The organism is Phenylobacterium sp. GW821-FHT12F10, assembly GCF_058806695.1.
Genome location: NZ_JBXAPY010000004.1, coordinates 180,323 through 201,310, shown reverse-complemented (window position 1 = coordinate 201,310; position 20,988 = coordinate 180,323). Strand labels below are relative to the sequence as shown.

The following is a 20,988-nucleotide window of genomic DNA, read 5'->3' as shown; positions in this document are numbered from 1 at the left end:
GCGGTCGCCTCAGTCGGGGTGGTCGGCGGCGCTGGCCGGGGCGACGTGGGGCGGGAAGGCCTGGCCGATCGGGCCGTACTTGGCGCGCGCCGCCTCGACGCGGGCGACCATGTCGGCGGCCGCCTCGGGATGCAGGGCCGCGACGCTGTAGGTCTCTCCCGGATCGAGGCTCATGTCGAAGAGCAGGGGATAGCGGTCCAGAGGGATGTCCATGGTCCGGTAGTAGGACCGCGCCACATATTTCCAGCGCGCCGTGCGCACCGCCGCCACGTGGGTGTTGTCGAACAGCACGATCTGGTCGTGCGGCGAGGCCGCGCCCTGGATCATCACGGCGCTGAGGTCGGCGCCGTCCAGTTCGCGATCGGCCGGCGCGGCGATTCCGGCCATGGCCAGCAGGGTCGGCAGCAGATCCAGATTGCTGGACAGGGCGTCGGTCACCACCCCGGCCGGCAGGGTTCCCGGCTGGCGGGCGATGAAGGGCACGCGGAAGCCGCCGTCCCAGGCCGAGCCGCCCTTGCGGTCGCGGAACGGCCCCGAGGAGCCCTCGAACCAGGGGCCGTTGTCGGAGGTGAAGATCACCAGGGTGTCCTCCTCGAGGCCCATCGCCTTCAGGCGCGCCAGCAGCCGGCCGACATTGAGGTCGATCTCCTCCACCACCTCGCCATAGGCGCCCGCCGGCGAACCGGTGAGGTCGTCGGGATTGGGGCGCAGGGGCACATGGGGGGCGGTGAGCGCCACGAGGGCGAAGAAGGGCCGGTCGCGGTTCTGTTCGGCGAAGGCCAGCGTCTGTTCGAAGAAGTTCTGGGTCAGCCGGGCGAAGTCGACCCTGGCCTCGGTGACCTCCACCGCCGCACCGTCGCCGGCATAGAGGGAGAGGGGGCGCATGTCGTGGCTGTAGGGCAGGCCGTAGAAGCGGTCGAAGCCATAGGCCGTCGGCGGCCAGTGGGGCGCCACATGGCCCAGGTGCCACTTGCCGATCAGGGCGCTGGCATAGGCGTCCCCTAGCGCCCTGGGGATGGTGATCTCGCTCAGCGGCAGGCCGGTGGTGTCGGCCGGCTGGATCACCTCGTGGGCCAGGCCCGAGCGGATCGCGTAACGCCCGGTGAGCAGGCCGGCGCGGGACGGGGTGCAGACATTGGCCGAGGCGTAGAAGTCGGTGAACCTCACCCCCTCGGCGGCCATGCGGTCGAGATTGGGGGTGCGGATGATGGCGCCGCCGTCGCAGCCGATGTCCCCGTAGCCGAGGTCGTCGGCCAGGATGACGATGAAGTTGGGCGGGCGCTTGGACATCATTGGCTCAGAGCAAGAGTGGGGAGGACGAAGGCCTCCTGGGCGTCGAGGCGCGACTTGCGGAAGCCGGAGCGTACGCCGCTGGCGGCGCCGAACTCCATCAGCCGGTCGGTCCTGGAATCATAGGCGGGCCAGTCGCAGCCGGGCTTGCCGGTCTTGGCGAAGGTGACCCAGCAGCCGTGCATCAGGGTGGCCATGGCCTGGTCGTCGGGCTTGATCAGGCTGATGGGCGTGCGGCGGCCCCAGTACTCGAAGACGTACTGGATCTCCGCGGCGTGGAAGGCCCGCGTCACCATCGGGCGGAAGCGCGAGCCCACATAGGAGAAGTAATAGAGCCAGGCCGGCTTGCCCCCCGAGGCGCGGGCGGCGATCCAGCGGGCGGGCGCCCCCATCGCGCGGTCGGTGAAGACCGCGCGGGCCAGGGCCGCGTCCCCCTGGGCGGCCTCCTCGGCATAGAGGGCGCGCACCCCGGCCGGCAGGGCGGCTCCCAGCTTGGCCGGGTCCTGGCCGAACTCGGCCATCAGCGAGTCCTCGCCGGAGTTGGAGCCGATGATCAGGGGCACGTCATTGGCCCGGCCGGCGGCGAAGGCCTGGGCGGGCGTCTCCCTCATCAGCCGGCCGTCCACGAAGGGGCCGAAGCTACCGTCGACCTTGGCGACCAGCTCGTCGGCCGGCACGGCGCGGAGCTGGTCGGCGCTGGGGCTGGAGAGGCCAAGGCTCTGGGCGGCCTTCACCCCCTCGGCTTCCTTGGCGGCCAGGGTGACGGGCGCCGACCAGCCGCCGCCCGACTGCACCACCGCCTTCTGGTAGAGCCCCTTGGCCCGAGGCGTGGCCAGCAGGGCCAGCGTGCTGCCGCCCCCGGCGCTCTCGCCGAAGACGGTGACGTTGCGGGGATCGCCCCCGAAGGCCCTGATGTTGCGTCGGACCCATTCGAGGGCGGCGATCTGGTCCATCAGGCCGTAATTGCCCACCGCCTCGCCGGGCCTGGCCGCCGCGGTGAGGGCGGGGTGGGCGAAGGACCCCAGGGGCCCCAGGCGATAGTTGATGGTCACCAGGACCACCCCGTCGCGGGCGAAGTTGGAGCCGTCGAAAATCCAGCCGGCCCCGTAGCGGTGGGAGCCGCCGTGGATCCAGACCATGACCGGGGCCCGCTTGGCGCCCTTGGGGGCGAAGACATTGAGCTGCAGGCAGTCCTCGCTCACCGGCCCATTGGCGCCGGCCATGTTCGGGGCGCCGTCGGGACGCATGGGCTGGGGACAGGAGACTCCGGCCTTGGTCCCGTCCCGCTCGCCGCTCCAGGCCGGAGCGTGGGCCGGCGGCGCCCAGCGCAGGGCGCCCACCGGGGCGGCGGCGTAGGGGATGTTGCGCCAGGCGTCGACCTGGCCGGTCTCGACGCCGAGGACGGCGCCGCCCTCCACCGTGACCTTGACCGGATCGGCCAGGGCGGGGGCGGCAAGCAGCGCCAGGATCGCGGAGAGCACGGCGAGCTTCATGGAATCCCCCGAAATGGCGGTGGCCTGAAAATGCGGTTGGCCGGTCTGCTTATGGGGCGAACCATTCGCCGGGCGCGGGGTCCGGTCAAGCTTGAGCATTTAGGTTCAGTGGAAATCGCGGCTGTGGATCAGGCCGCCGGCCTTGCGGCCGGAGTCGGCGGCCGGCCCCTCGTCGCGCATGCGGGCGGTGTAGTGGGAGAGGTCGGTGAAGCTCTTGGCCACCAGGTGGACCACGTCGCCCTCGATCTGCAGCTGGCCGTGGACCTGCAGGAAGGCGGCGGTCATCACCAGGCGGCGGTTGGCGTCGAAGGCGTCCTTCCAGATGACGATATTGGCGATGCCGGTCTCATCCTCCAGGGTCATGAACACCACCCCCTTGGCGGTGCCCGGCCGCTGGCGCACCAGGACGATGCCGGCCACCGAGGTCCAGCGCCGGTCGCGCATGTGTTTCAGGGCCGCCGCCGGGACCGCGCCGGCCTGGGCCAGCTCGTCGCGGAAGAAGGCGCAGGGGTGGGCCTTCAGGGACAGGCGCGTGGTGCGGTAGTCCTCGGTGACGTTCATGGGCAGGCTCATCAGGGGCAGCTCCACCTGGACCTCCGGGCGGCCCATCCCGGCCAGCAGGGGCGCCTCGGTCTCCACCCTGGCCTCCCCCAGCAGGCCCTTCACCGCCCACAGGGCCTGGCGGCGGTCGAGCCCCAGGGACACGAAGGCGTCGGCCTCGGCCAGCAGCTCCATGGCCCGCCGCGAGAGTCCGCGGGCGAAGCCCTCCACGGTGCGCACGCCGGCCGCGCGCATCTCCGTCAAGGTCAGGGCGTCGGCCTCCTTGAAGCCCTTGATCTGCCGCAGCCCCAGGCGCACCGCCCGCAGGCGGTGGCCCTCCAGAGGCTCCAGGGTGCAGTCCCAGTCGCTGGACATCACGTCGGGCGCGCGGACCTCCACCCCGTGCTCGCGGGCGTCGCGGACCAGTTGGGCCGGCTGGTAGAAGCCCATGGGCTGGCTGTTGAGCAGGGCGGCGCAGAAGGCGTCGGGCCATTTCCACTTCACCCAGGCCGAGGCGTAGACCAGCAGGGCGAAGCTGATGGCGTGGCTTTCGGGGAAGCCGTAGGAGCCGAAACCCTCGATCTGGTGGAAGCAGTCCTCGACGAACTGGGGCTCGTAGCCCCGGGCCCGCATCCCCTCGATGAACTTGGTCCCGTATTCCCCGACATTGCCATGGTGGCGGAAGGTGGCCATGGCCCGGCGCAGGCCGTCGGCGTCGTTCTCGGTGAAGCGGGCGCCCTCGATGGCGATCCGCATGGCCTGTTCCTGGAAGAGCGGCACCCCGAGCGTCTTGCCGAGGATCTTCTCCAGCTCGTCCTGGGGAAATTCCGGCGACGGGCGCGGATAGGTCACCTGGGACGGGTCGGCCCGCCGCTTCAGATAGGGATGGACCATGTTGCCCTGGATGGGCCCCGGCCGGACGATGGCCACCTCGATCACCAGGTCGTAGAACTTCCGCGGCCGCAGCCTCGGCAGCATCGACATCTGGGCGCGGCTCTCCACCTGGAAGACCCCGATGGAGTCGGCCTTGCAGAGCATGTCGTAGACCTCGGGAACCTCCTGGGGGATGTGGGCGATGTCGGTGATGGGTGTCCCGTCCTCCCGGGGCGGCAGCATCGCGAAGCTGCGCTTGAGCGCCGTCAACATGCCCAGCGCCAGGACGTCGACCTTCATCAGCTGAAGGGCGTCGATGTCGTCCTTGTCCCACTCGATGAAGGTTCGGTCCTTCATGGCGGCGTTGCCGATGGGGACGGTCTCGTCCAGCCGCCGCTTGGTGAGCACATAGCCCCCCACGTGCTGCGACAGGTGGCGGGGGAATTTCAGCAGTTCCTGAGCCAGCGCCGTGGCGCGGCGGATCTCCGGGTTGGCGGGGTCCAGCCCCACCTGGCGGATGTGGTCGTCGGGAACCATGTCGCCCCAGCTGCCCCAGACCGTGCCGGCCAGTGCGGCGGTGACGTCCTCGGTGAGGCCGAGCGCCTTGCCCACCTGGCGGATGGCCATGCGCGGGCGGTAGTGAATGACGGTGGCGACGATGGCCGCCCGCTCGCGGCTGTAGCGGCGATAGACGTACTGCATCACCTCCTCGCGCCGCTCATGTTCGAAATCGACATCGATGTCCGGCGGCTCGCCGCGCTTCTCGGAGATGAAGCGGGAGAAGAGCAGGTCCTGGTCGGCCTTGGTGGGATCCACCGCGGTGATCCCCAGGCAGAAGCAGACGCAGGAATTGGCCGCCGAGCCACGCCCCTGGCAGAGGATGTCCTGGTCCCGGGCCCATTTGACGATGTCGTGGACGGTGAGGAAGTAGTTGGCGAAGCCCAGCTTCTCGATCAGGTCCAACTCGTGGGCGATGGTGGCCCGCTCCTTCTCCCCCATGCCGGTGGAGAACCGCCACTTGGCGCCCTCCCAGGCCAGGTCGCGCAGGTGCTGGATGGCGGTCTTGCCGGGGGGGACCGGCTCGTCGGGATATTCGTACTTGAGCTGGCCGAGATCGAACTTGATCCGGTCGGCGATCTCGGCGCTGCGCGCCACCGCCCCGGGGAAGCGGGCGAACAGGCGCTCCATCTCGGCCGGCCCCTTGAGGTGGCGCTCGGCGTTGGCCTCCAGCCGCAGGCCGGCCTCCTGGATGGTGCAGGTCTCGCGGATACAGGTGACCACGTCCTGCAGGGCCCGGCGCTCGGGGCCGTGATAGAGGACGTCGTTGGTGGCCACCATCGGCGCCCCGCTGGCGTGCGCCAGGGCCGCCAGCCTCGACAGCCGGTGGACGTCGCGGGCGCCATAGGGCCGCGAGGCCGCCAGCCAGACCGCGCCCTTCAGGGCCCCGGCGATCCGCGCCAGATCGGCCGCGAAGGCGTCGTCCAGCCGGAGCGGCGGGACCACCAGGGTGAGCTGGCCCTGCGCGTGCTGCAGGTAGTCCTCCCAGTGCAGCTCGCACTGGCCCTTGATCGAGCGCCTCTGGCCCACGGTGAGCAGGCGGGTCAGGCGGCCATAGGCCTCGCGGTCGCTGGGATAGCAGAGCAGGGAGGGGGCGCCGTCGGCGAAGTCCAGGCGGCAGCCGGTGAAGGCCTTGAACCCCGCGCCCGGCCCCAGGTCACGGGCCGCCGACCAGGCGCGCACCACCCCGGCCAGGCTGTTGCGGTCGACGATGCCGATGGCGTCGAGGCCCAGGGCCGCGGCGGTCTGGACCAGTTCGTGCGGGTGGGAGGCCCCGCGCAGGAAGGAGAAGTTGGTGGTGGCCTGGAGCTCGACATAGCGGGTCATGCGAACAGCCCGTGCAGCCACCATTTCGGCGCCACCCCCTCGGCGTAGAGGCCGGCGCGGAACAGCCAGAAGCGGCCGCCGGCCTCGTCCTCCACCCGGTAATAGTCGCGGACATGATCTGTCCGGACCTCGTCGATGGCCCCGCGCCACCACTCCTCGCCGATCCGTTCGGGCCCCTCGGCGCGGCGCACGCGGTGCAGCTGGCCCCGCCAGCGGAACTGCAGGGGCGGGTCGTCGGGGACCGGGGCGGAGACGAATTCCAGGGGCTCGGGGCGGCGGAACAGGCGCAAGGGCCGGGGGCGCTCGGGGTCCCAGCCGGCGAGCGGCGTGGCCATCGGCGGCCCCGGGGCGGCGGACTGTTCGGGCACGTGGCTTTCCACGGCGCGGGCCTTCCAGACCCGGTCCTCCCCCAGCCGGTTGACCAGCCGGTCGATCAGGGGGGCGAGGCCCTCGGCGCTGGTGGCCTCGAGCAGGGAATCCAGCCGCGCCTGGCGGCCGGAGACCGGCTCCACCTCGGCCGCCTCCAGGGTCACCACCTCGATCCCGAAGCCGGGGTCGATGGTCTCCAGCTTCGGCGCGAACAGCTTGGCGATGCGGGCCGGGTCCCGGGCCGCCAGGGACAGGCCGACGGTGAGCGGCGCCACATGGCCGTCCAGCCGATGGAAGCAGAGCTCGAAGCGCCGCGCCCCCTGCCCCTCCGTCTCCAGCCGCTTGCAGAGCTTGGCGGCGACGTCGAAGGCGACCCGGGCCAGGTCCTCCGGCGTGCTGATGGGTTCGGCGAAGGCCAGCCTGGCGAACCAGGGATTGGGCGGGCGGCGGAAGCTGAGCGCCTCCTTCGACCGCCCCAGGGCCTGGTCGATACGGGTCAGGGTCTCGATCCCGAACCGGCGGGCCAGCGGCGCGCGGGGGATGACGAAGAGCTGGGCCAGGGCCTTCAGTCCCAGACGATCGATCTGGGCGGCGGTCTCCGGCGCCAGCCGCAGGGCCGCCGGCGGCAGGGGCGCCAGCAGGCTGATCTGCCGGCCGGGTTCGGCGATGGCGCCGTCCTGTCCATAGTGGGCCAAGGCCCAGGCCGCGCCGGGGGTGTCGGCGATGGCGCAGCGGAAGGCCAGGCCATTGGCCGTGAGCCGGGCCTGGAAGTCGGCCAGCAGCCGCGCTTCCCCGCCCCACAGATGGGCGACCCCGCTGATGTCGAGGAACAGGCCGTCGGGTTCGTCGGCCGCGACGGCGGGGGAGAAGCGCACGCACCAGTCGGTCAGGGCCGACAGGGCCTGGGCGTCGGCCTCCGGCTCGGCCTCGGCGGTGACCAGCTCCGGGGCGATGGCGGCGGCGTCGGTCGCCTTCTGCCCCACGAACAGGCCGAGCTTCCGCCCCGCGCGGTCCACGGCGGACAGCCGGCGCGTGCCCCGGGCCTGCTCAATGAGCGCGAACGGGGGAGACTCTTTTCTGGTCGCGCTTTCGGACGGCGAACCGGTTCCCACTTCGCCTGAAAGCGCTCTAGGCGATGCGGCGGAGGGGTTGCGCCGGCGCCAGTTGGAGATCGCCCAGAGGGGCGACCAGGCGCAGAGGATGCGTCCCATCAGAAGCCTCATAGGTGAAGGCGTCGCCGGCCTCGAACAGCCAGGCGCCGGTGCGGCCGCCGCGGCAGCGTTCCAGGGTCACCGCCCAACGGGGAGGCCCCAGGCCGAATTCCCCCGGCTCCGGTTCGCTGGCGGCGGGGGCGACCCGCCAGCGGCTGGCCGCCGCCGAGCCACTCGCGGCCCTGGTCTTGCCGCCATAGGGCCGCCGGCGGATGACGAAGCCGGTGGCGCCGCGCTTCTCGCAGGCCAGTTGCAGGCGTCGCCCGGCGGTCAGGCTGACGGCCTCCACCTCGGCGAAGACCGCGGCGACGCCGGGGGTGGACAGGGCGTCCTCGGCCACGGCCAGGGCCTCGGCCTCGTCCCGGGCGCAGACCTGGATCAGCCGCTCGGCCGGAAAGCCCAGCCCCACCAGGCCCGGGGCGAAGAGGTCGTCGCGGCGCAGGATCCACACCGCCTCTCCGCGCCGGGCCAGGGGCGCGGCCAGCAGGGCGGCGAAGCCGGCGGGACAGGCGGCGGTCTCGGCCTCCAGCCCCTCGGCCCCGAACTCGTGCCAGCAGCCGAGCGGCAGGCCGCCTGAGAGAAAGCAGTCGTCGAGACGGGGATCGCCGAGGGACAGGGATTCAGAGTCCGCCCGTCCGCCCGCCTCGAGGGTGGCGATCTTCGCCTTGAGAGCGGCGAGCCGCTCATCGCGAAAACCGGACATGGCTTCCTGTTCCTTTGTTCCTATTTTGTTCTAGGCTTGAGCGCGGAAGAGTCAATCACCCCAGGGTGGAGCCGGTTCCCCCTTCCAACCCGGACCCAGGGACTCGCCCAATCGGCGCGGCGGCGTATGATCGTGTTTCCTGACCAGAACGGGGGCTCCCGTGTCCGACGCCATCCAGCTTCTCATCGGCACCCGAAAGGGCGCCTGGATCTATCGCAGCGACGCCGGGCGGCGGACCTGGTCGGCCCAGGGTCCGATCTTCCTGGGCCAGATCGTCAACCACCTGGTGCTCGATCCCCGGGACGGGCGCACCCTGCTGATGGCGGCCAAGACCGGCCATCTGGGCCCCACCATCTTCAAGTCCGTCGACGGCGGGACGACCTGGACCGAGGCCCGGCGGCCGCCGGCCTTCCCCAAGTCGGCCGACCCGGCCACCGCGCGCGCGGTGGACCACACCTTCTGGCTCCAGCCTGGCCATGCCAGCGAGCCCGATGTCTGGTGGGCCGGGGTCTCGCCCCCGGGCCTGTTCGTCAGCCACGACGCCGGGGAGACCTGGGACAGCGTCGAGGGCTTCAACGAGCACCCGATGTACTGGAAGTGGGCGCCCCCCGAGGCCGGCACCCCGGACGGCTCCCTGCTGAACCAGATCGTCATCGATCCCCGCGACCCGGCCCACATCTATGTGGCGACCTCCAGCGGCGGGGTGTTCGAGAGCACCGACCGGGCGGCGACCTGGGCGCCCCTGAACCAGGGGGTGGAGGCCAACTTCATGCCCGACCCCTATCCGGAATACGGTCAGGACGCCCACTACATCGCGCTGGCCCCGACCCAGCCCGACCGGATCTGGCAGCAAAACCACTGCGGGATCTACCGGCTCGACCGGCCGGGCGTGGTCTGGGAGCGGATCGGCAAGGCCATGCCGGCCGAGATCGGCGACATCGGCTTCACCATCATCCCCCATCCCCGCGACGCCGACACCGCCTGGGTCTTCCCCATGGACGGGACCGACGTCTGGCCGCGCACCAGCCCCGGCGGCAGGCCGGCGGTCTATCGGACGGCGGACGCGGGGGGGAGCTGGACCCGGCAGGATCGCGGCTTCCCCGCCGACCAGGCCTGGTTCACCGTCAAGCGCCAGGCCTTCTGCGCCGACGCCAACACCCCGGTGGGGCTCTATCTGGGCGCCACCAACGGCGAGGTCTGGATGAGCGGCGACGAGGGCGAGACCTGGCGGTCCATCGCCGCCCACCTGCCGGAAATCTATTCGGTCACCGCCGCGCCGCTGTGATGATCTCCGTCCTGATCCCCAGCCAGCTGCAGTCCTATACCGAGGGCGTCGCGCGCCTGCAGGCGACGGGCGGCACGGTGAACGGGGTGCTGGAGGATCTGGACCGCCGCTTCCCGGGCCTGCGCTTCCGGGTGATCGACGAGCAGGACCGGGTGCGCCGGCACATGCGGGTCTTCGCCAACGGCCAGCCGGTGGCCGACCTGACCACACCGCTGCGCGACGGCGACGAGGTGCTGATCTTCGGGGCTCTCAGCGGGGGCTAGGCGGCGGCCTCGCAGGGAGGCGGCCGCCCATCAAGCTCTAGAACCGCAGGGTGCGGGCTTCCTTCACGTGCGGCAGGGCGCGGATCTTGGTGATCAGGGCTTCCGACGGTTCCTGGTCGACCCCCACCAGGGCGATGGCGTCCTCGCCGGCGGAGACCCGGCCCAGGTTGAAGGTGGCGATGTTGACGTTGGCGTCGGCCAGGATGGCGCCCAGATTGCCGATGAAGCCCGGCTTATCGAGGTTGTTCACATAGAGCATGGTCGAGCCGAAGGGCGCGTCCAGGTCCATGCCCTTGACCTCGATGATCCGCGGGGTGCCGGCCATCACCGAACCGGCGAAGGAGCGCTTGCCCATGGCCGTGGTGACGGTGATCCGCACCAGGCTCTCATAGATGGGGCTGTCGTCCTGCTTGCTCTCCGAGACCGTGATGCCGCGGTCCTTGGCCACGGCCGGGGCCGAGACCATGTTGACGTCCTCCAGCATGGGCCGCAGGACGCCGGCCAGGGCGGCGGCGGTGAGGGGCCGGGTGTTGAGGTTGGCGACCTCGCCCTCATAGGCGATGTCCACGGCCTTGACCTCGACGTCCACCATCTGGCCGGCGAAGGCGCCCAGGCGTTCGGCCAGGGCCACGAAGGGCCGCAGCTTCGGCGCCTCGTCGGCGGTGACCGAGGGGCTGTTGAGCGCGTTGGAGACCGCGCCGGTGAGCAGGTAGTCGCTCATCTGCTCGGCCACCTGCAGGGCCACGTTCTCCTGGGCCTCCATGGTGGACGCCCCCAGGTGCGGGGTGGCGATGAAGTTCTCGGCCCCGAACAGCACGTTCTCCTTGGCCGGCTCGTCGACGAAGACGTCGAAGGCCGCGCCGCCGATGTGACCGGAATCCAGGCCCTTGCGCAGGGCCGCCTCGTCCACCAGGCCGCCGCGGGCGCAGTTGACGATCAGCACGCCCTTCTTGGTCTTGGCCAGGTTCTCCGCCGACAGGATGTTGCGGGTCTTGTCGGTGAGGGGGGTGTGCAGGGTGATGACGTCGGCGCGGGCCAGCAGCTCGTCCAGCTCCACCTTCTCGACGCCGATCTCCACGGCGCGCTCGGCCGAGAGGAAGGGGTCATAGGCCACCACCTTCATCTTCAGGCCGTTGGCGCGGTCGGCGACGATGCCGCCGATATTGCCGGCGCCGATCAGGCCCAGCGTCTTGGCGTAGAGCTCCACGCCCATGAAGCGGTTCTTCTCCCACTTGCCGGCCTGGGTGGAGGCGTCGGCGGCCGGGAGCTGGCGGGCGAGCGCGAACATCATGGCGATGGCGTGCTCGGCGGTGGTGATCGAGTTGCCGAAGGGGGTGTTCATCACCACGATCCCCTTGGAGGTCGCCGCGGGGATGTCGACATTGTCCACGCCGATGCCGGCGCGGCCGATGACCTTCAGGTTGGTGGCGGCGGCGATGACGTCCTTGTCGGCCTTGGTGGCCGAGCGGACGGCCAGGCCGTCATACTGGTCGATGATCTTGAGCAGCTCGTCCTTGGTCAGGCCGGTCTTCACGTCGGCGTCGACGCCGCGTTGCTTGAAGATGTCGATGGCGGCGGGGCTGAGCTTGTCGGCGATGAGAACGCGGGGCATGGGGCGGTGTCCTTGAGATTTGGGTGTGCGCTCCCGGCGCCGGCGCGTGCGGCGGTCCGGGCGGCGGGAGCGCTAAGGCCTTAGGCGGCTTGCAGGTCGGCGAGGATGGAGGCGAAGGCCCAGTCGAGCCACGGCGTCAGGGCCTCCAGGTCGGAGGTCTCCACCGTGGCGCCGCACCAGATCCGCAGACCCGCCGGCGCGTCGCGATAGCCGCCGATGTCCAAGGCCACGCCTTCCTTTTCGAGGAGGGCGGCCAGCTTCTTGGCGAAGTCGGCCTGGGCGTCGTCGGACAGGGCCGTGACGGTGGGATCGACCACCTTCAGGCAGACCGAGGTGTTGGACCGGGTCGCCGGATCGGCGGCCAGGAACTCCACCCACGGGGTCTTGGCGACCCAGTCGGCCAGCGCCCCCAGATTGGCGTCGGCGCGGCGCTGCATCTCGGTGAGGCCGCCGATGGAGGCCGCCCACTTCAGGGCGTCGATGGCGTCTTCCACGCAGAGCATGGAGGGGGTGTTGATGGTGGCGCCCTCGAAGATGTCGAGGCTGACCTTGCCGCCCTTGGTCATGCGGAACAGCTTCGGCATCGGCCAGGCCGGCGTGTAGCTTTCCAGCCGGGCCACGGCGCGGGGGCCGAGGATCAGGACGCCGTGGGCGCCCTCGCCGCCGAGCGCCTTCTGCCAGGAGAAGGTGACGACATCGAGCTTGGCCCAGTCCAGGGCCTGGGCGAAGGCGGCGCTGGTGGCGTCGCAGATGACGATCCCCTCGCGGTCGGCGGCGATGAAGTCGGCGTTGGGAACCCGCACCCCCGAGGTGGTGCCGTTCCAGGTGAAGACCAGGTCGGCGTCCTTGCGCACCTTGGTCAGGTCGGGCAGGGCGCCATAGGGGGCGTCGAGCACCTCGGCGGGCAGCTTCAGCTGCTTGACCACGTCGGTGACCCAGTCCTTGCCGAAGCTCTCGAAGGCCAGCAATTGCACCGGCCTGGGGCCGAGCATGGACCACAGGGCCATTTCCACCGCGCCCGTGTCCGAACCGGCGACGATGCCGATCAGATAGTCGTCGGGGACCTGAAGCACCTCGCGGGTGCGGTCGATGGCTTCCTTCAGACGCGCCTTGCCCAGCTTGGAGCGGTGCGAACGGCCGAGGACCGCGTTCTGGAGATTTTGGGGATTCCATCCGGGGCGCTTGGCGCAGGGGCCGGAAGAGAATTCGGGGCGAGCCGGACGCATGGCCGGCTTGGCGAGGGTGTTCATAGCGATGTCTCCCATCCTTACAGATGAGCAGCGCCCCGTTGGGGGGGCGTGGCCCGGCGCGCAAAAACGCCGGTTTGTCGGCCAGGGCAAGCGTAATTTTTCGAAAGACAGATTGAGCGGGGCTGGGAACGCCCGGGCTTGGCCTGGGCGCCAAGGCGTGATTCCTGACCTCGCGGCCCCCGCCGCCGGAGCCGCCATGACCCGCCCCAAACCCATAGACTGGCTGGTTCTCGCCGCCCTGGTGGTCACCTGGGGATCGGCCTTCGCGGCCCTGAAGATCGCCGTGGCCCACATCCCGCCGTTCTGGAACACCGCCCTGCGGCTATGGATCGCGGTGGCGACCCTGGGCGTCGTCCTCGGGCTCCAGCGCCAGGCCCTGCCCGGCTGGCGCGACCGCGCCTGGCGGTTCTACGCCTTCAACGGCCTGGTGGGGATGGCCGTCCCCTTCGCCCTCTTCGCGCTCGCCGCCGAGCGCCTGCCCTCGGCGGTCAACGCCATCTGCAACGGCGCCTCGCCGATCTTCACCGCGGCCCTGGCCCACGCCTTCGTCTCCGGCGAACAGCTCACCGCCCGCAAGGCCGGCGGGGTGGGCCTGGGCTTTGTCGGCCTGCTGGTGCTGGTGGGCCCGCGCCTGACCGGGGGCATGACCCTGGAAGCCCTGGCCCTGATCGGCGCCCTGACCGGAGCGGCCCTCTATGCGGTCTCCAATGTGGTCACCAAGCGGGCGCCGCCGGTGCCCTCGGCGGTGGGCGCCCTGATGATGTGCGCCTGGGGCGCGGTGTTCGCCACGATCGCGGCGGTGTTCACCGGACCCTTGCCGGCCTGGCCGCCCCTGTCCTCGGTGATCGCGGTGACCGCCCAGGGGGTGTTCCCCACGGCGCTGGCCACCATCGGCTATGTCTATCTGATCCAGCGGCGGGGCCCGCTGTTCCTGTCCATGGCCATCTACATGGCGCCGCTGTGGGCGACGGCGGTGGGGGTTCTGTTCCTGGCCGAGCGGCTCAACTGGACGGCCTTCGCGGCCCTGGCCCTGATCCTCGGCGGGGTGGCCCTGGCGACCCTGGAGCCGCGGCCAAGGACGGCGCCCTAGGCGGAAGGGGTGGCTTTCTCGGGGGACGCCGCCCGGCTCTGGCGCAGGAAGGCGACGGTGCCCAGCAGGATGCCAAGCAAGGTCCCGCAGGTGATCAGGTTGTTGGCCACCGCATAGGTGAGGCCCGGGGTCAGCTTGGTGACGAAGAAATAGGCGTGGAGACTGAACTGCACCCCCTGGAGCAGCATCACCCCGCCAAGCCAGAGACTGGCGTAGCGCACGGCGAGACCCAGGAAGCCGAGGGCGAGGATTCCGTCCAGGACGAGATGCGGCACGGGGCGCGATTCATCCGGCAGGACCATGTTGACGATCTGGAAGGCGATGGCGATCCCGACGGTCAGGCCGGCGCCAAATCGCTCCGCGGGCCCCCCCTTGAGGAGCCCGAACATGCAAACCACCAGCACGGCGGCCCAGATGATTTGCGTCGTCAGTGTTGTCGGCATGATTTGCGCCCCTAACAGACATTAGGGGCGCAAAAACAGTTAAACTATTGCAACCCGTGAGGGTCAGCCGACCTCGCGCATGGCGGTCTTGTCCGCCTTACGCATGAAGGAGGGCTTGTTTTCCACGCCACCGAGGGTGGTGCGGATGCCGAGGCGGAGCTTGGCCTCGGTCAGTTCATTGTGAACGCCGACCATGGCGGTCCGGGCCGCGCCCAGGGCCTGGATGGCTTCCACCATCTTCACCTGAACGTCGTCGGCGAACACCAGCGAGGTGCCCACGTCGGAGCGGGCCTTGAGCAGGTCCGCCATCAGTTCGGTGGCTTCGATCATCGCCGCGTCGACCGCGGCTTCCGTCGTGAACAACTTGGTCGCCACGCGTTGCGCGACAAAGGCCTTTTCCATGGGGGAGCCCCTTCCAGAGGATTAACTCAACGTAGCAAAGGTAAACCAGAGGTTAAGCTTGGTCCATGGGATTCACGCTTCGTTAACTGCGACAACTACGCGCACAAGTTGCGACTGTGTCGACGACGCAACAGATTCTCCTGAGGGGCGAGTACTTGGAAGCGAAGCGTTAGGAGAATTGGCCTAAACGCGAATGCTGGACGGGACTTCGCACCTCATGACCCAACATCTTCGCGCGGCGGGAACGGCACACAACGCAACGTTCCATGCGCGCGTGGCGGGTATTGCGCTCGTCACCACGATGGTGGTGCTGGTCGCCGCCTGCCTCACCTTCATGCTCCAGCAGTGGGCCGTCGCCCGCGAGCAGAGCCACCTCAGCCACACCGCCCTGTCGCAGATCACCGCCAGCGCCGCCGGGCCGGCCCTCTCGGTCCAGGACTTCGCCGCCGCCCGCTCCACCATCTCGGCCCTGGCCCAGGCTCAGTCGGTCACCGAGGCCAGGCTGATGGACGGAACCGGCCAGACCGTGGCCGTCTATCGCCGCGCCGGCGCCGCCAGCCCGGGAACCGACGTGATCCACGCCGCGGTCAAGATCCAGGGCCTGCGGGTCGGCGAACTGGTGGTCAAGGTCGCTCCGCCGGCGCTCGGCGCCATGCTGCCCCAGTTCATCGCCCTGACCGGCGCCCTGTTCTTCGGCGGGGTCGGGGTGGCCCTGTTCCTGGCCCGCGGCCTGGCCCACCGGGTCATCGCCCCGGTGCAGAAACTCTCGGACGCCATGCACGACGTGGCCGCGAGCGGCAGCTTCGCCCCCGTCCAGGTGGAGGCCCAGGACGCCCTGTTCCGCAGCCTGACCGCCAGCTTCAACCACCTGCTGGAGAAGCTGGACGCCCGCGAACAGGCCCTGCAGCGGACCCTGCAGGAACTGGTGGAGGCCCGCGACGCGGCCAACGCCGCCAATACCTTGAAGTCCCAGTTCCTGGCCAATATGAGCCACGAGATCCGCACCCCGCTCAATGGCGTCCTGGCCATGGCCGAGGTCATGTCCATGGGCGAGATGAGCGAGCTGCAGCGCGAGCGCCTGGAGGTCATCCGCCAGTCGGGCGGCCTGCTGCTGGCCGTGCTCAACGACGTCCTGGACCTCTCCAAGATCGAGGCGGGCAAGCTGACCCTGCTGATGGACGACTTCGACCTGGAGACGGCCATCGCCCCGGCCCGCGAGAGCTTCGCGGTGATGGCGCAGAAGAAGGGCCTCGACTTCAAGTTCGAGGTGTCCGAGGCCGCCCACGGCGCCTGGCGCGGCGACGCCGACCGCCTCAGCCAGATCGTCGGCAACCTGCTGTCCAACGCCGTGAAGTTCACGCCCTCCGGCGAGGTGGCCGCGGCCTTCGACCTCAATCCCGAGACCGGCGCCCTGAAGCTGACCGTGCGCGACACCGGCCTGGGGATCGCCGCCGAGAAGCTGGCCAATCTGTTCGAGAAGTTCGTCCAGGCCGACAACTCCGCCACCCGCCGGTTCGGCGGCACCGGGCTGGGGCTGGCCATCTGCCGCGAGCTCACCCAGATGATGGGCGGTGCGATCTGGGTCGACAGCCGCGAGGGCAGGGGCTCGACCTTCACCGTCGAGCTGCCCCTGGAACGTGGCGAGGCGGTCGCCGACGCCCCCGCCCAGACCGCCGCCGCCGACACCGCCGAGGACGGCGCCCTGCGCCTGCTGGCCGCCGAGGACAATCCCACCAACCAGCAGGTCCTGGCCGCGGTCATGGGCTCCCTGGGCCTGGAGATCGACATCGTCGCCGACGGCAAGCAGGCCTTCGAGGCCTGGCGCGACGGGGCCTACGACCTGATCCTCATGGACATCCAGATGCCGGTCATGGACGGCATCGACTCCGCCCGCGCCATCCGCGCCGCCGAACGCGAACAGGGCCGGCCGCGAACCCCCATCGTGGCCCTCACCGCCAACGCCCTGTCCCACCAGGTGGAGGAATACCTCGCCGCCGGGATGGACGGCCACGTGGCCAAGCCCATCGAGATCGCCAAGCTCTACGAGGCCATCAGCCGCGCCCTCAACGAGGCCGCCCAGAACGCGGCGGCGGCCACGACGGCGGATTCCGCCGCCGCCTAGGGCGTGACCGACCGGCCCCAGCCAAGCTGAACGCCAGACAACGGCGGCCTCAGATCGGTTTCAGGTTCGAAATGGTCTTCTCCTCCTCAACGACGCCCTCCGGCGCCGCTGGACATCCAAGGAGGATGGAAGATGAAGAAGATTCTGATTTCGATCGCGGCAGCTTCCGCCCTGGCCGCGGCTGTCACCCCCGCCGCCGCCCAGACCTATGGCGGCTATGATCGTGGCGACCGTTACGAGGATCGCGGCGGCCGCTACGACGAGCGCGGCGGCGGCTACAACGATCGCGCCGGGCCCCAGGGCATCGTGCGCGGCGACGACCTGCAGGTGCGCATCAACCGCGCCGAGCGCTCGGGCCAGATCAGCCGTCGCGAAGCCTTCCGCCTGCGCGAGCAGCTCCGGGTGACCGAACGCCTGTCCTGGCGCTACCGCGCCGACGGCGTGGTGACCCGCTGGGAGCGCGCCGACCTGGATCGCCGCTTCGACTCCATCCGGATGCAGCTGCGCTACGAGCGCAACGATCGGGACTACGGCGCGGGCTACGGCGGCTATCGCCGCTAGGTCCGGGCGCCGCCCCCGCGGGGACTCTCCGCGGGGGCGGCGCCAAGCTTGGCCAGAACCCTTTGGGCGGAAGGCCGTTGAAATCGCCGATCGGGGGACACGACCGAGGGACACGAAGACCACCAAGGAGATGATCCCATGAAGACTCTCACCATGCTCGCCGCCGCCTCCGTCCTGGCCCTCTCGGCCGGGGCCGCCTCGGCCCAGACCTGGATGTCGATCAACGAGCGCCAGGCCAATATCGACGCCCGCATCGACGCCGGCGTGCGCAGCGGCGACCTGACCCGCCAGGAAGCCATCGCCCTGCGCGACGATTTCCGCACCGTGGCCCGGCTGGAGGCCAACTATCGGGTGAACGGCCTGTCGAACTGGGAACGGAGCGACCTCGACCGCCGCTTCGACGCCCTGTCCAGCCGCATCCGCTATGAGCGCCACGACCGCGACGGCTGGAACAACGACCGTGACGGTTGGAACCACGGCGGCGCCTGGATGAACATCAATCAGCGCCAGGCCAACCTGGATCGCCGCATCGATCGCGGCGTCCGCACCGGCAAGATCACGCGGGCCGAGGCCTACCGCCTGCGCGCCGACTTCGCCGCCCTGGCCCGACTGGAAAGCCGTTATCGGGCGGGTGGGCTCTCCAACTGGGAGCGGGCCGACCTCGATCGCCGGTTCGACACCCTCTCGGCCCGCATCCGGGTCGAGGCCAACGACTATGATCGCTACGGCTACGGCTATCGCCGATAGGATCCCGGGCGGCGCGACATTCCGCCGCGCCGCCCACCGATCCCGCCGGGATTCATCCAAGCTTAGCTTGGGCGAGCGTCTATTGGCGTAACGCCATTCGCCGAGACTCACCACATGCCGCCCGCGGCTGGGACCCTTTCGTCCGACCTGATGGAGGTCATCGCGGCGCGCCGGTCCCAGGCGCGGATGCGCGCCGGACTCGCCGTCGGCCTGACCCTGGGCTTCGGGACCATCACGGGCTGGCCCTGGGCCCTGGTCTGGTTGGCCCTCTATGGCGGCCTGCAGGCGGTGGAATACTTCCTCCTCGGCCGTCGGACCCCGCCCACCTGGGCCGCGATCGCCCTGCTGGTCACAAACGGCGTGGTGTTCGGCGCCTTCGCCGCCGCCGGGCCGTTGCGCGACGGCGCCTTCGGCCTGGCCTGCTGGATCTGCCTGCTGTGCGGCGGCCAGCTCAACTCGGCCCTCACCAGCCAGAAGTCGCGCCTGGCCTTCCTGGCCGCCTCGAGTCCCTTCGCGGTCTATCTGGCCACCACCCCCTTCGTCGCCCTCGCCCTGGGCGCGCAGATCCACCAGGCCATAGCCCTGGCCGCCGCCGCCGTCCTGATCGTCGTCTTCACCCACATGATCTGGCGGGCCGCCGCCCGGGCGCTCACCGCCGAAAGCGAGGCCCGCGCCCGGGCCGAGGCCGCCGACGCGGCCAAGTCGGCCTTCGTGGCCATGGTCAGCCACGAACTGCGCACGCCCATCAGCGCCATCCTTGCCGGCGCCGCCGAGGCGCGCGGCGCCCGCTCCGAGGGCGCGCGGGACTCGAACCTGGAGCTGATCGCCTCCTCCGGCCGGATGATGCGCGCCCTGCTGGACGACCTGCTGGACCTCTCCAAGATCGAGGCCGGCCGCATGGGGGTCGAGACCATCGCCTTCGACCTGCGGCGCCTGATGCTGGAGACCGTGCGGTTCTGGGCGCCGGTGGCGCGCGGCCGCGGCCTGGCCTTCCGCCTGGAGGGCGCCCACCGCCTGCCGGCCTGGGTGGCGGGCGACCCCACCCGGGTCCGCCAGATCCTCAACAACCTGCTCTCCAACGCGCTCAAGTTCACCGAGGCCGGCGCCATCACCCTGCGCATGGTCGCCGCCCCCGCCGCCGACGGGACCTGGGACCTCGCCCTGGAGGTCGCCGACACCGGCGCCGGCATGACGGCCGAGCAGATGGGCGGCCTGTTCACCGCCTATGGCCAGGCCAGCGACAGCGTCGCCCGCACCCATGGCGGCACCGGCCTGGGCCTCAATATCAGCCGCGAACTGGCCCGCCTGATGGGGGGCGACCTGACGGCCAGAAGCGCGCCGGGCCACGGCTCGACCTTCCGCCTGGCCCTCGGGCTGGGGGCCGCCCAGGCGCCGGTCCAGACCCCGGACATCGCGCCGGCCCAGACGGCGCTGCGGGTGCTGATCGTCGACGACCACGAGATCAACCGGCGCGCCTTCACCCTGATCCTGCAGGGGGCGGTGGACACCATCGCCACGGCGCAGGACGGCCAGGAGGCCCTGGATACCCTGGCCCTGGAGCGCTTCGACCTGGTCCTGATGGACCTCAACATGCCACGGATGGGCGGGCTGGAGGCGGTGGGAATCCTCCGCGCCGCCCCCGGACCCAACCAGCGCACCCCGGTGATCGCCCTGACCGCCTCGGCCGGCCGCGCCGAGGTCAATCTGTGCCTGGCCGCCGGGATGAACGCCTTCGTCATGAAGCCCGTCGAGGCCGCCGAGCTGTTCCGCGCCATCGAGGACGTGCTGGACGCCGACACCACCGTGGCCGCGGTGGCCTAGCGCGGCGGGTCGATTTCTCCTAACAGCCGGCTTTCCAGCGGAGGGAGGCGGTCATGGAGACCCTGCACACCAGCGGCTACACGGTCAGCGACGACCCGGCGCGGTTCGATATCGCGCGCGCCTATCACTGGATCTCCGCCGAGAGCTACTGGGGGACCGGTATCCCGCGGGCCACCTTCGAGAAGGCGGTGGCCGGCAGCCTCACGATCGGCGTCTACGCCCCCGACGGGAGCATGGCCGGCATGGCCCGGGTGGTGACCGACCGGGCCACCTTCGGCTGGGTGTGCGACGTCTATGTGGACGGCGCCCATCGCGGGGCGGGGCTGGGCAAGGCGATCATGGCCTTCATCGGCGACCATCCGGACCTGCAGGGCTTCCGGCGCATGCACCTGGCCACCCGCGACGCCCACGGCCTCTACGCCCAGTACGGCTTCGGACCGCTGACCGGCGTCGACCGCTGGATGGAGATCCGCAAGACCTATTCCTGAGGAATGACGGTGAGCTCGGGCCAGCGCCTCTGGGCCGCGCCGGAGGTGAGGGCGAAACCGCTGACCCGCCGATTGGGATTGGCGCGGTAGGTCATGGAGAACAGGTCCTCCAGGCCGAAGGGCGCCAGGACGGTCATGGACCCGTCGGCCTCCAGCCGCGCGGCCACGGCGTTGAGCGGGCTGGCGAACCGGGACAGGGCGTCGGCGCTGGAGACCAAGGGGGGGCCGTAGGGCTCGCCGAACTTGGCCTCGAACCACAGGTGGACCCGGGCCTGGTTGCGCACCTCCACCATCTCCCGGAAGGGCGGCTCGAAGGCCTGCGCCACCCTGCGGATCACCGCGTCCTCGGCCTCATAGGCGGTGTCGGGGTCGAAATAGGCCAGGTCGTAGTCCTTGATCCCGTGGTCGGCCGGGCGGCCCGTCAGGTGGTTGAGGACCGGCTGGTAGATGGCCCCGGAGAAGACCAGCCAGTCGGGCAGGTCCAGGGCCCGGGCGGTCTCCATGACGTGCATCAGGCCCGGCGTGGCCCGCAGGATGGCTT

Annotated in this window: 18 protein-coding genes; 8 read left to right on the top strand and 10 right to left on the bottom strand. The window is 70.6% G+C overall.

Features of this window, described 5'->3' with window-relative positions:
• Positions 1-9: 9 nt before the first annotated feature.
• The 5 genes from AC1RN5_RS20285 to AC1RN5_RS20265 all read right to left on the bottom strand — a co-directional run bounded on the left by AC1RN5_RS20285 (position 10) and on the right by AC1RN5_RS20265 (position 8,363).
• The gene (locus tag AC1RN5_RS20285) at positions 10-1,290 is read right to left on the bottom strand and encodes a sulfatase family protein (protein WP_493043368.1); all 1,281 of its coding nucleotides are present in this window, start codon (positions 1,288-1,290) and stop codon (positions 10-12) included.
• Positions 1,290-2,783 (bottom strand): carboxylesterase/lipase family protein, encoded by a 1,494-nt coding sequence (locus tag AC1RN5_RS20280; protein ID WP_493043366.1) that lies wholly within the window; start codon positions 2,781-2,783, stop codon positions 1,290-1,292. Before AC1RN5_RS20280 ends, AC1RN5_RS20285 begins: the two co-directional genes overlap by 1 nt.
• Positions 2,784-2,888: 105 nt before the next feature.
• The gene (locus AC1RN5_RS20275) at positions 2,889-6,080 is read right to left on the bottom strand and encodes an error-prone DNA polymerase (protein WP_493043364.1); all 3,192 of its coding nucleotides are present in this window, start codon (positions 6,078-6,080) and stop codon (positions 2,889-2,891) included.
• Entirely contained in the window at positions 6,077-7,660 is a 1,584-nt protein-coding gene (locus AC1RN5_RS20270) for a Y-family DNA polymerase (RefSeq protein ID WP_493043362.1), read from the bottom strand. Before AC1RN5_RS20270 ends, AC1RN5_RS20275 begins: the two co-directional genes overlap by 4 nt.
• Complete coding sequence (locus tag AC1RN5_RS20265; RefSeq protein ID WP_493043360.1) at positions 7,578-8,363, bottom strand: ImuA family protein; 786 nt, start codon at positions 8,361-8,363, stop codon at positions 7,578-7,580. The genes AC1RN5_RS20270 and AC1RN5_RS20265 overlap by 83 nt, the downstream gene beginning before the upstream one ends.
• A gap of 160 nt (positions 8,364-8,523) precedes the next feature.
• Between AC1RN5_RS20265 and AC1RN5_RS20260 the strand changes: the two genes are divergently transcribed.
• Both AC1RN5_RS20260 and AC1RN5_RS20255 read left to right on the top strand, forming a co-directional pair.
• On the top strand, positions 8,524-9,648 hold the full coding sequence (locus AC1RN5_RS20260; RefSeq protein ID WP_493043359.1) for a WD40/YVTN/BNR-like repeat-containing protein: 1,125 nt from the start codon (positions 8,524-8,526) through the stop codon (positions 9,646-9,648).
• Positions 9,648-9,911: a MoaD/ThiS family protein gene (locus AC1RN5_RS20255; protein WP_493043357.1), complete on the top strand. Its 264-nt coding sequence runs from the start codon at positions 9,648-9,650 to the stop codon at positions 9,909-9,911. The genes AC1RN5_RS20260 and AC1RN5_RS20255 overlap by 1 nt, the downstream gene beginning before the upstream one ends.
• A gap of 37 nt (positions 9,912-9,948) precedes the next feature.
• Here AC1RN5_RS20255 and serA read toward each other — a convergent pair whose 3' ends face one another.
• Positions 9,949-11,523, bottom strand: coding sequence for a phosphoglycerate dehydrogenase (serA, locus tag AC1RN5_RS20250; RefSeq protein ID WP_493043356.1), 1,575 nt, complete (start codon positions 11,521-11,523; stop codon positions 9,949-9,951).
• 80 nt (positions 11,524-11,603) lie between these two features.
• Positions 11,604-12,773 carry a phosphoserine transaminase gene (locus AC1RN5_RS20245; protein ID WP_493043354.1) on the bottom strand — a complete coding sequence of 390 codons (1,170 nt, stop codon included), beginning with the start codon at positions 12,771-12,773 and terminating at the stop codon, positions 11,604-11,606.
• A 196-nt stretch (positions 12,774-12,969) separates the two neighbouring features.
• On the opposite strand from AC1RN5_RS20245, the gene AC1RN5_RS20240 reads away from it, so the two are divergent.
• Positions 12,970-13,863 carry a DMT family transporter gene (locus tag AC1RN5_RS20240; RefSeq protein ID WP_493043352.1) on the top strand — a complete coding sequence of 298 codons (894 nt, stop codon included), beginning with the start codon at positions 12,970-12,972 and terminating at the stop codon, positions 13,861-13,863.
• Here the strand turns inward: AC1RN5_RS20240 and AC1RN5_RS20235 are convergent.
• Both AC1RN5_RS20235 and AC1RN5_RS20230 read right to left on the bottom strand, forming a co-directional pair.
• Positions 13,860-14,306, bottom strand: coding sequence for a hypothetical protein (locus AC1RN5_RS20235; RefSeq protein ID WP_493043351.1), 447 nt, complete (start codon positions 14,304-14,306; stop codon positions 13,860-13,862). The two genes, AC1RN5_RS20240 and AC1RN5_RS20235, sit on opposite strands and share 4 nt — an antisense overlap.
• 63 nt (positions 14,307-14,369) lie before the next feature.
• Positions 14,370-14,708: a hypothetical protein gene (locus AC1RN5_RS20230; RefSeq protein WP_421933399.1), complete on the bottom strand. Its 339-nt coding sequence runs from the start codon at positions 14,706-14,708 to the stop codon at positions 14,370-14,372.
• A gap of 274 nt (positions 14,709-14,982) precedes the next feature.
• On the opposite strand from AC1RN5_RS20230, the gene AC1RN5_RS20225 reads away from it, so the two are divergent.
• The 5 genes from AC1RN5_RS20225 (at position 14,983) to AC1RN5_RS20205 (ending at position 20,447) form a co-directional block, all read left to right on the top strand.
• Positions 14,983-16,830 carry an ATP-binding protein gene (locus AC1RN5_RS20225; RefSeq protein ID WP_493043348.1) on the top strand — a complete coding sequence of 616 codons (1,848 nt, stop codon included), beginning with the start codon at positions 14,983-14,985 and terminating at the stop codon, positions 16,828-16,830.
• A gap of 132 nt (positions 16,831-16,962) precedes the next feature.
• On the top strand, positions 16,963-17,391 hold the full coding sequence (locus AC1RN5_RS20220) for a hypothetical protein (RefSeq protein ID WP_493043346.1): 429 nt from the start codon (positions 16,963-16,965) through the stop codon (positions 17,389-17,391).
• 138 nt (positions 17,392-17,529) lie between these two features.
• A complete protein-coding gene (locus AC1RN5_RS20215) occupies positions 17,530-18,138 on the top strand; it encodes a hypothetical protein (RefSeq protein ID WP_493043344.1) in 609 nt (202 codons plus the stop codon).
• 114 nt (positions 18,139-18,252) lie between these two features.
• On the top strand, positions 18,253-19,959 hold the full coding sequence (locus tag AC1RN5_RS20210) for a response regulator (RefSeq protein ID WP_493043342.1): 1,707 nt from the start codon (positions 18,253-18,255) through the stop codon (positions 19,957-19,959).
• Positions 19,960-20,012: 53 nt separating this feature from the next.
• The gene (locus AC1RN5_RS20205; protein ID WP_493043340.1) at positions 20,013-20,447 is read left to right on the top strand and encodes a GNAT family N-acetyltransferase; all 435 of its coding nucleotides are present in this window, start codon (positions 20,013-20,015) and stop codon (positions 20,445-20,447) included.
• On the opposite strand, the gene AC1RN5_RS20200 is transcribed toward AC1RN5_RS20205, so the two are convergent.
• Positions 20,438-20,959 carry a nucleotidyltransferase family protein gene (locus tag AC1RN5_RS20200; RefSeq protein WP_493043648.1) on the bottom strand — a complete coding sequence of 174 codons (522 nt, stop codon included), beginning with the start codon at positions 20,957-20,959 and terminating at the stop codon, positions 20,438-20,440. The two genes, AC1RN5_RS20205 and AC1RN5_RS20200, sit on opposite strands and share 10 nt — an antisense overlap.
• Positions 20,960-20,988: the final 29 nt, after the last annotated feature.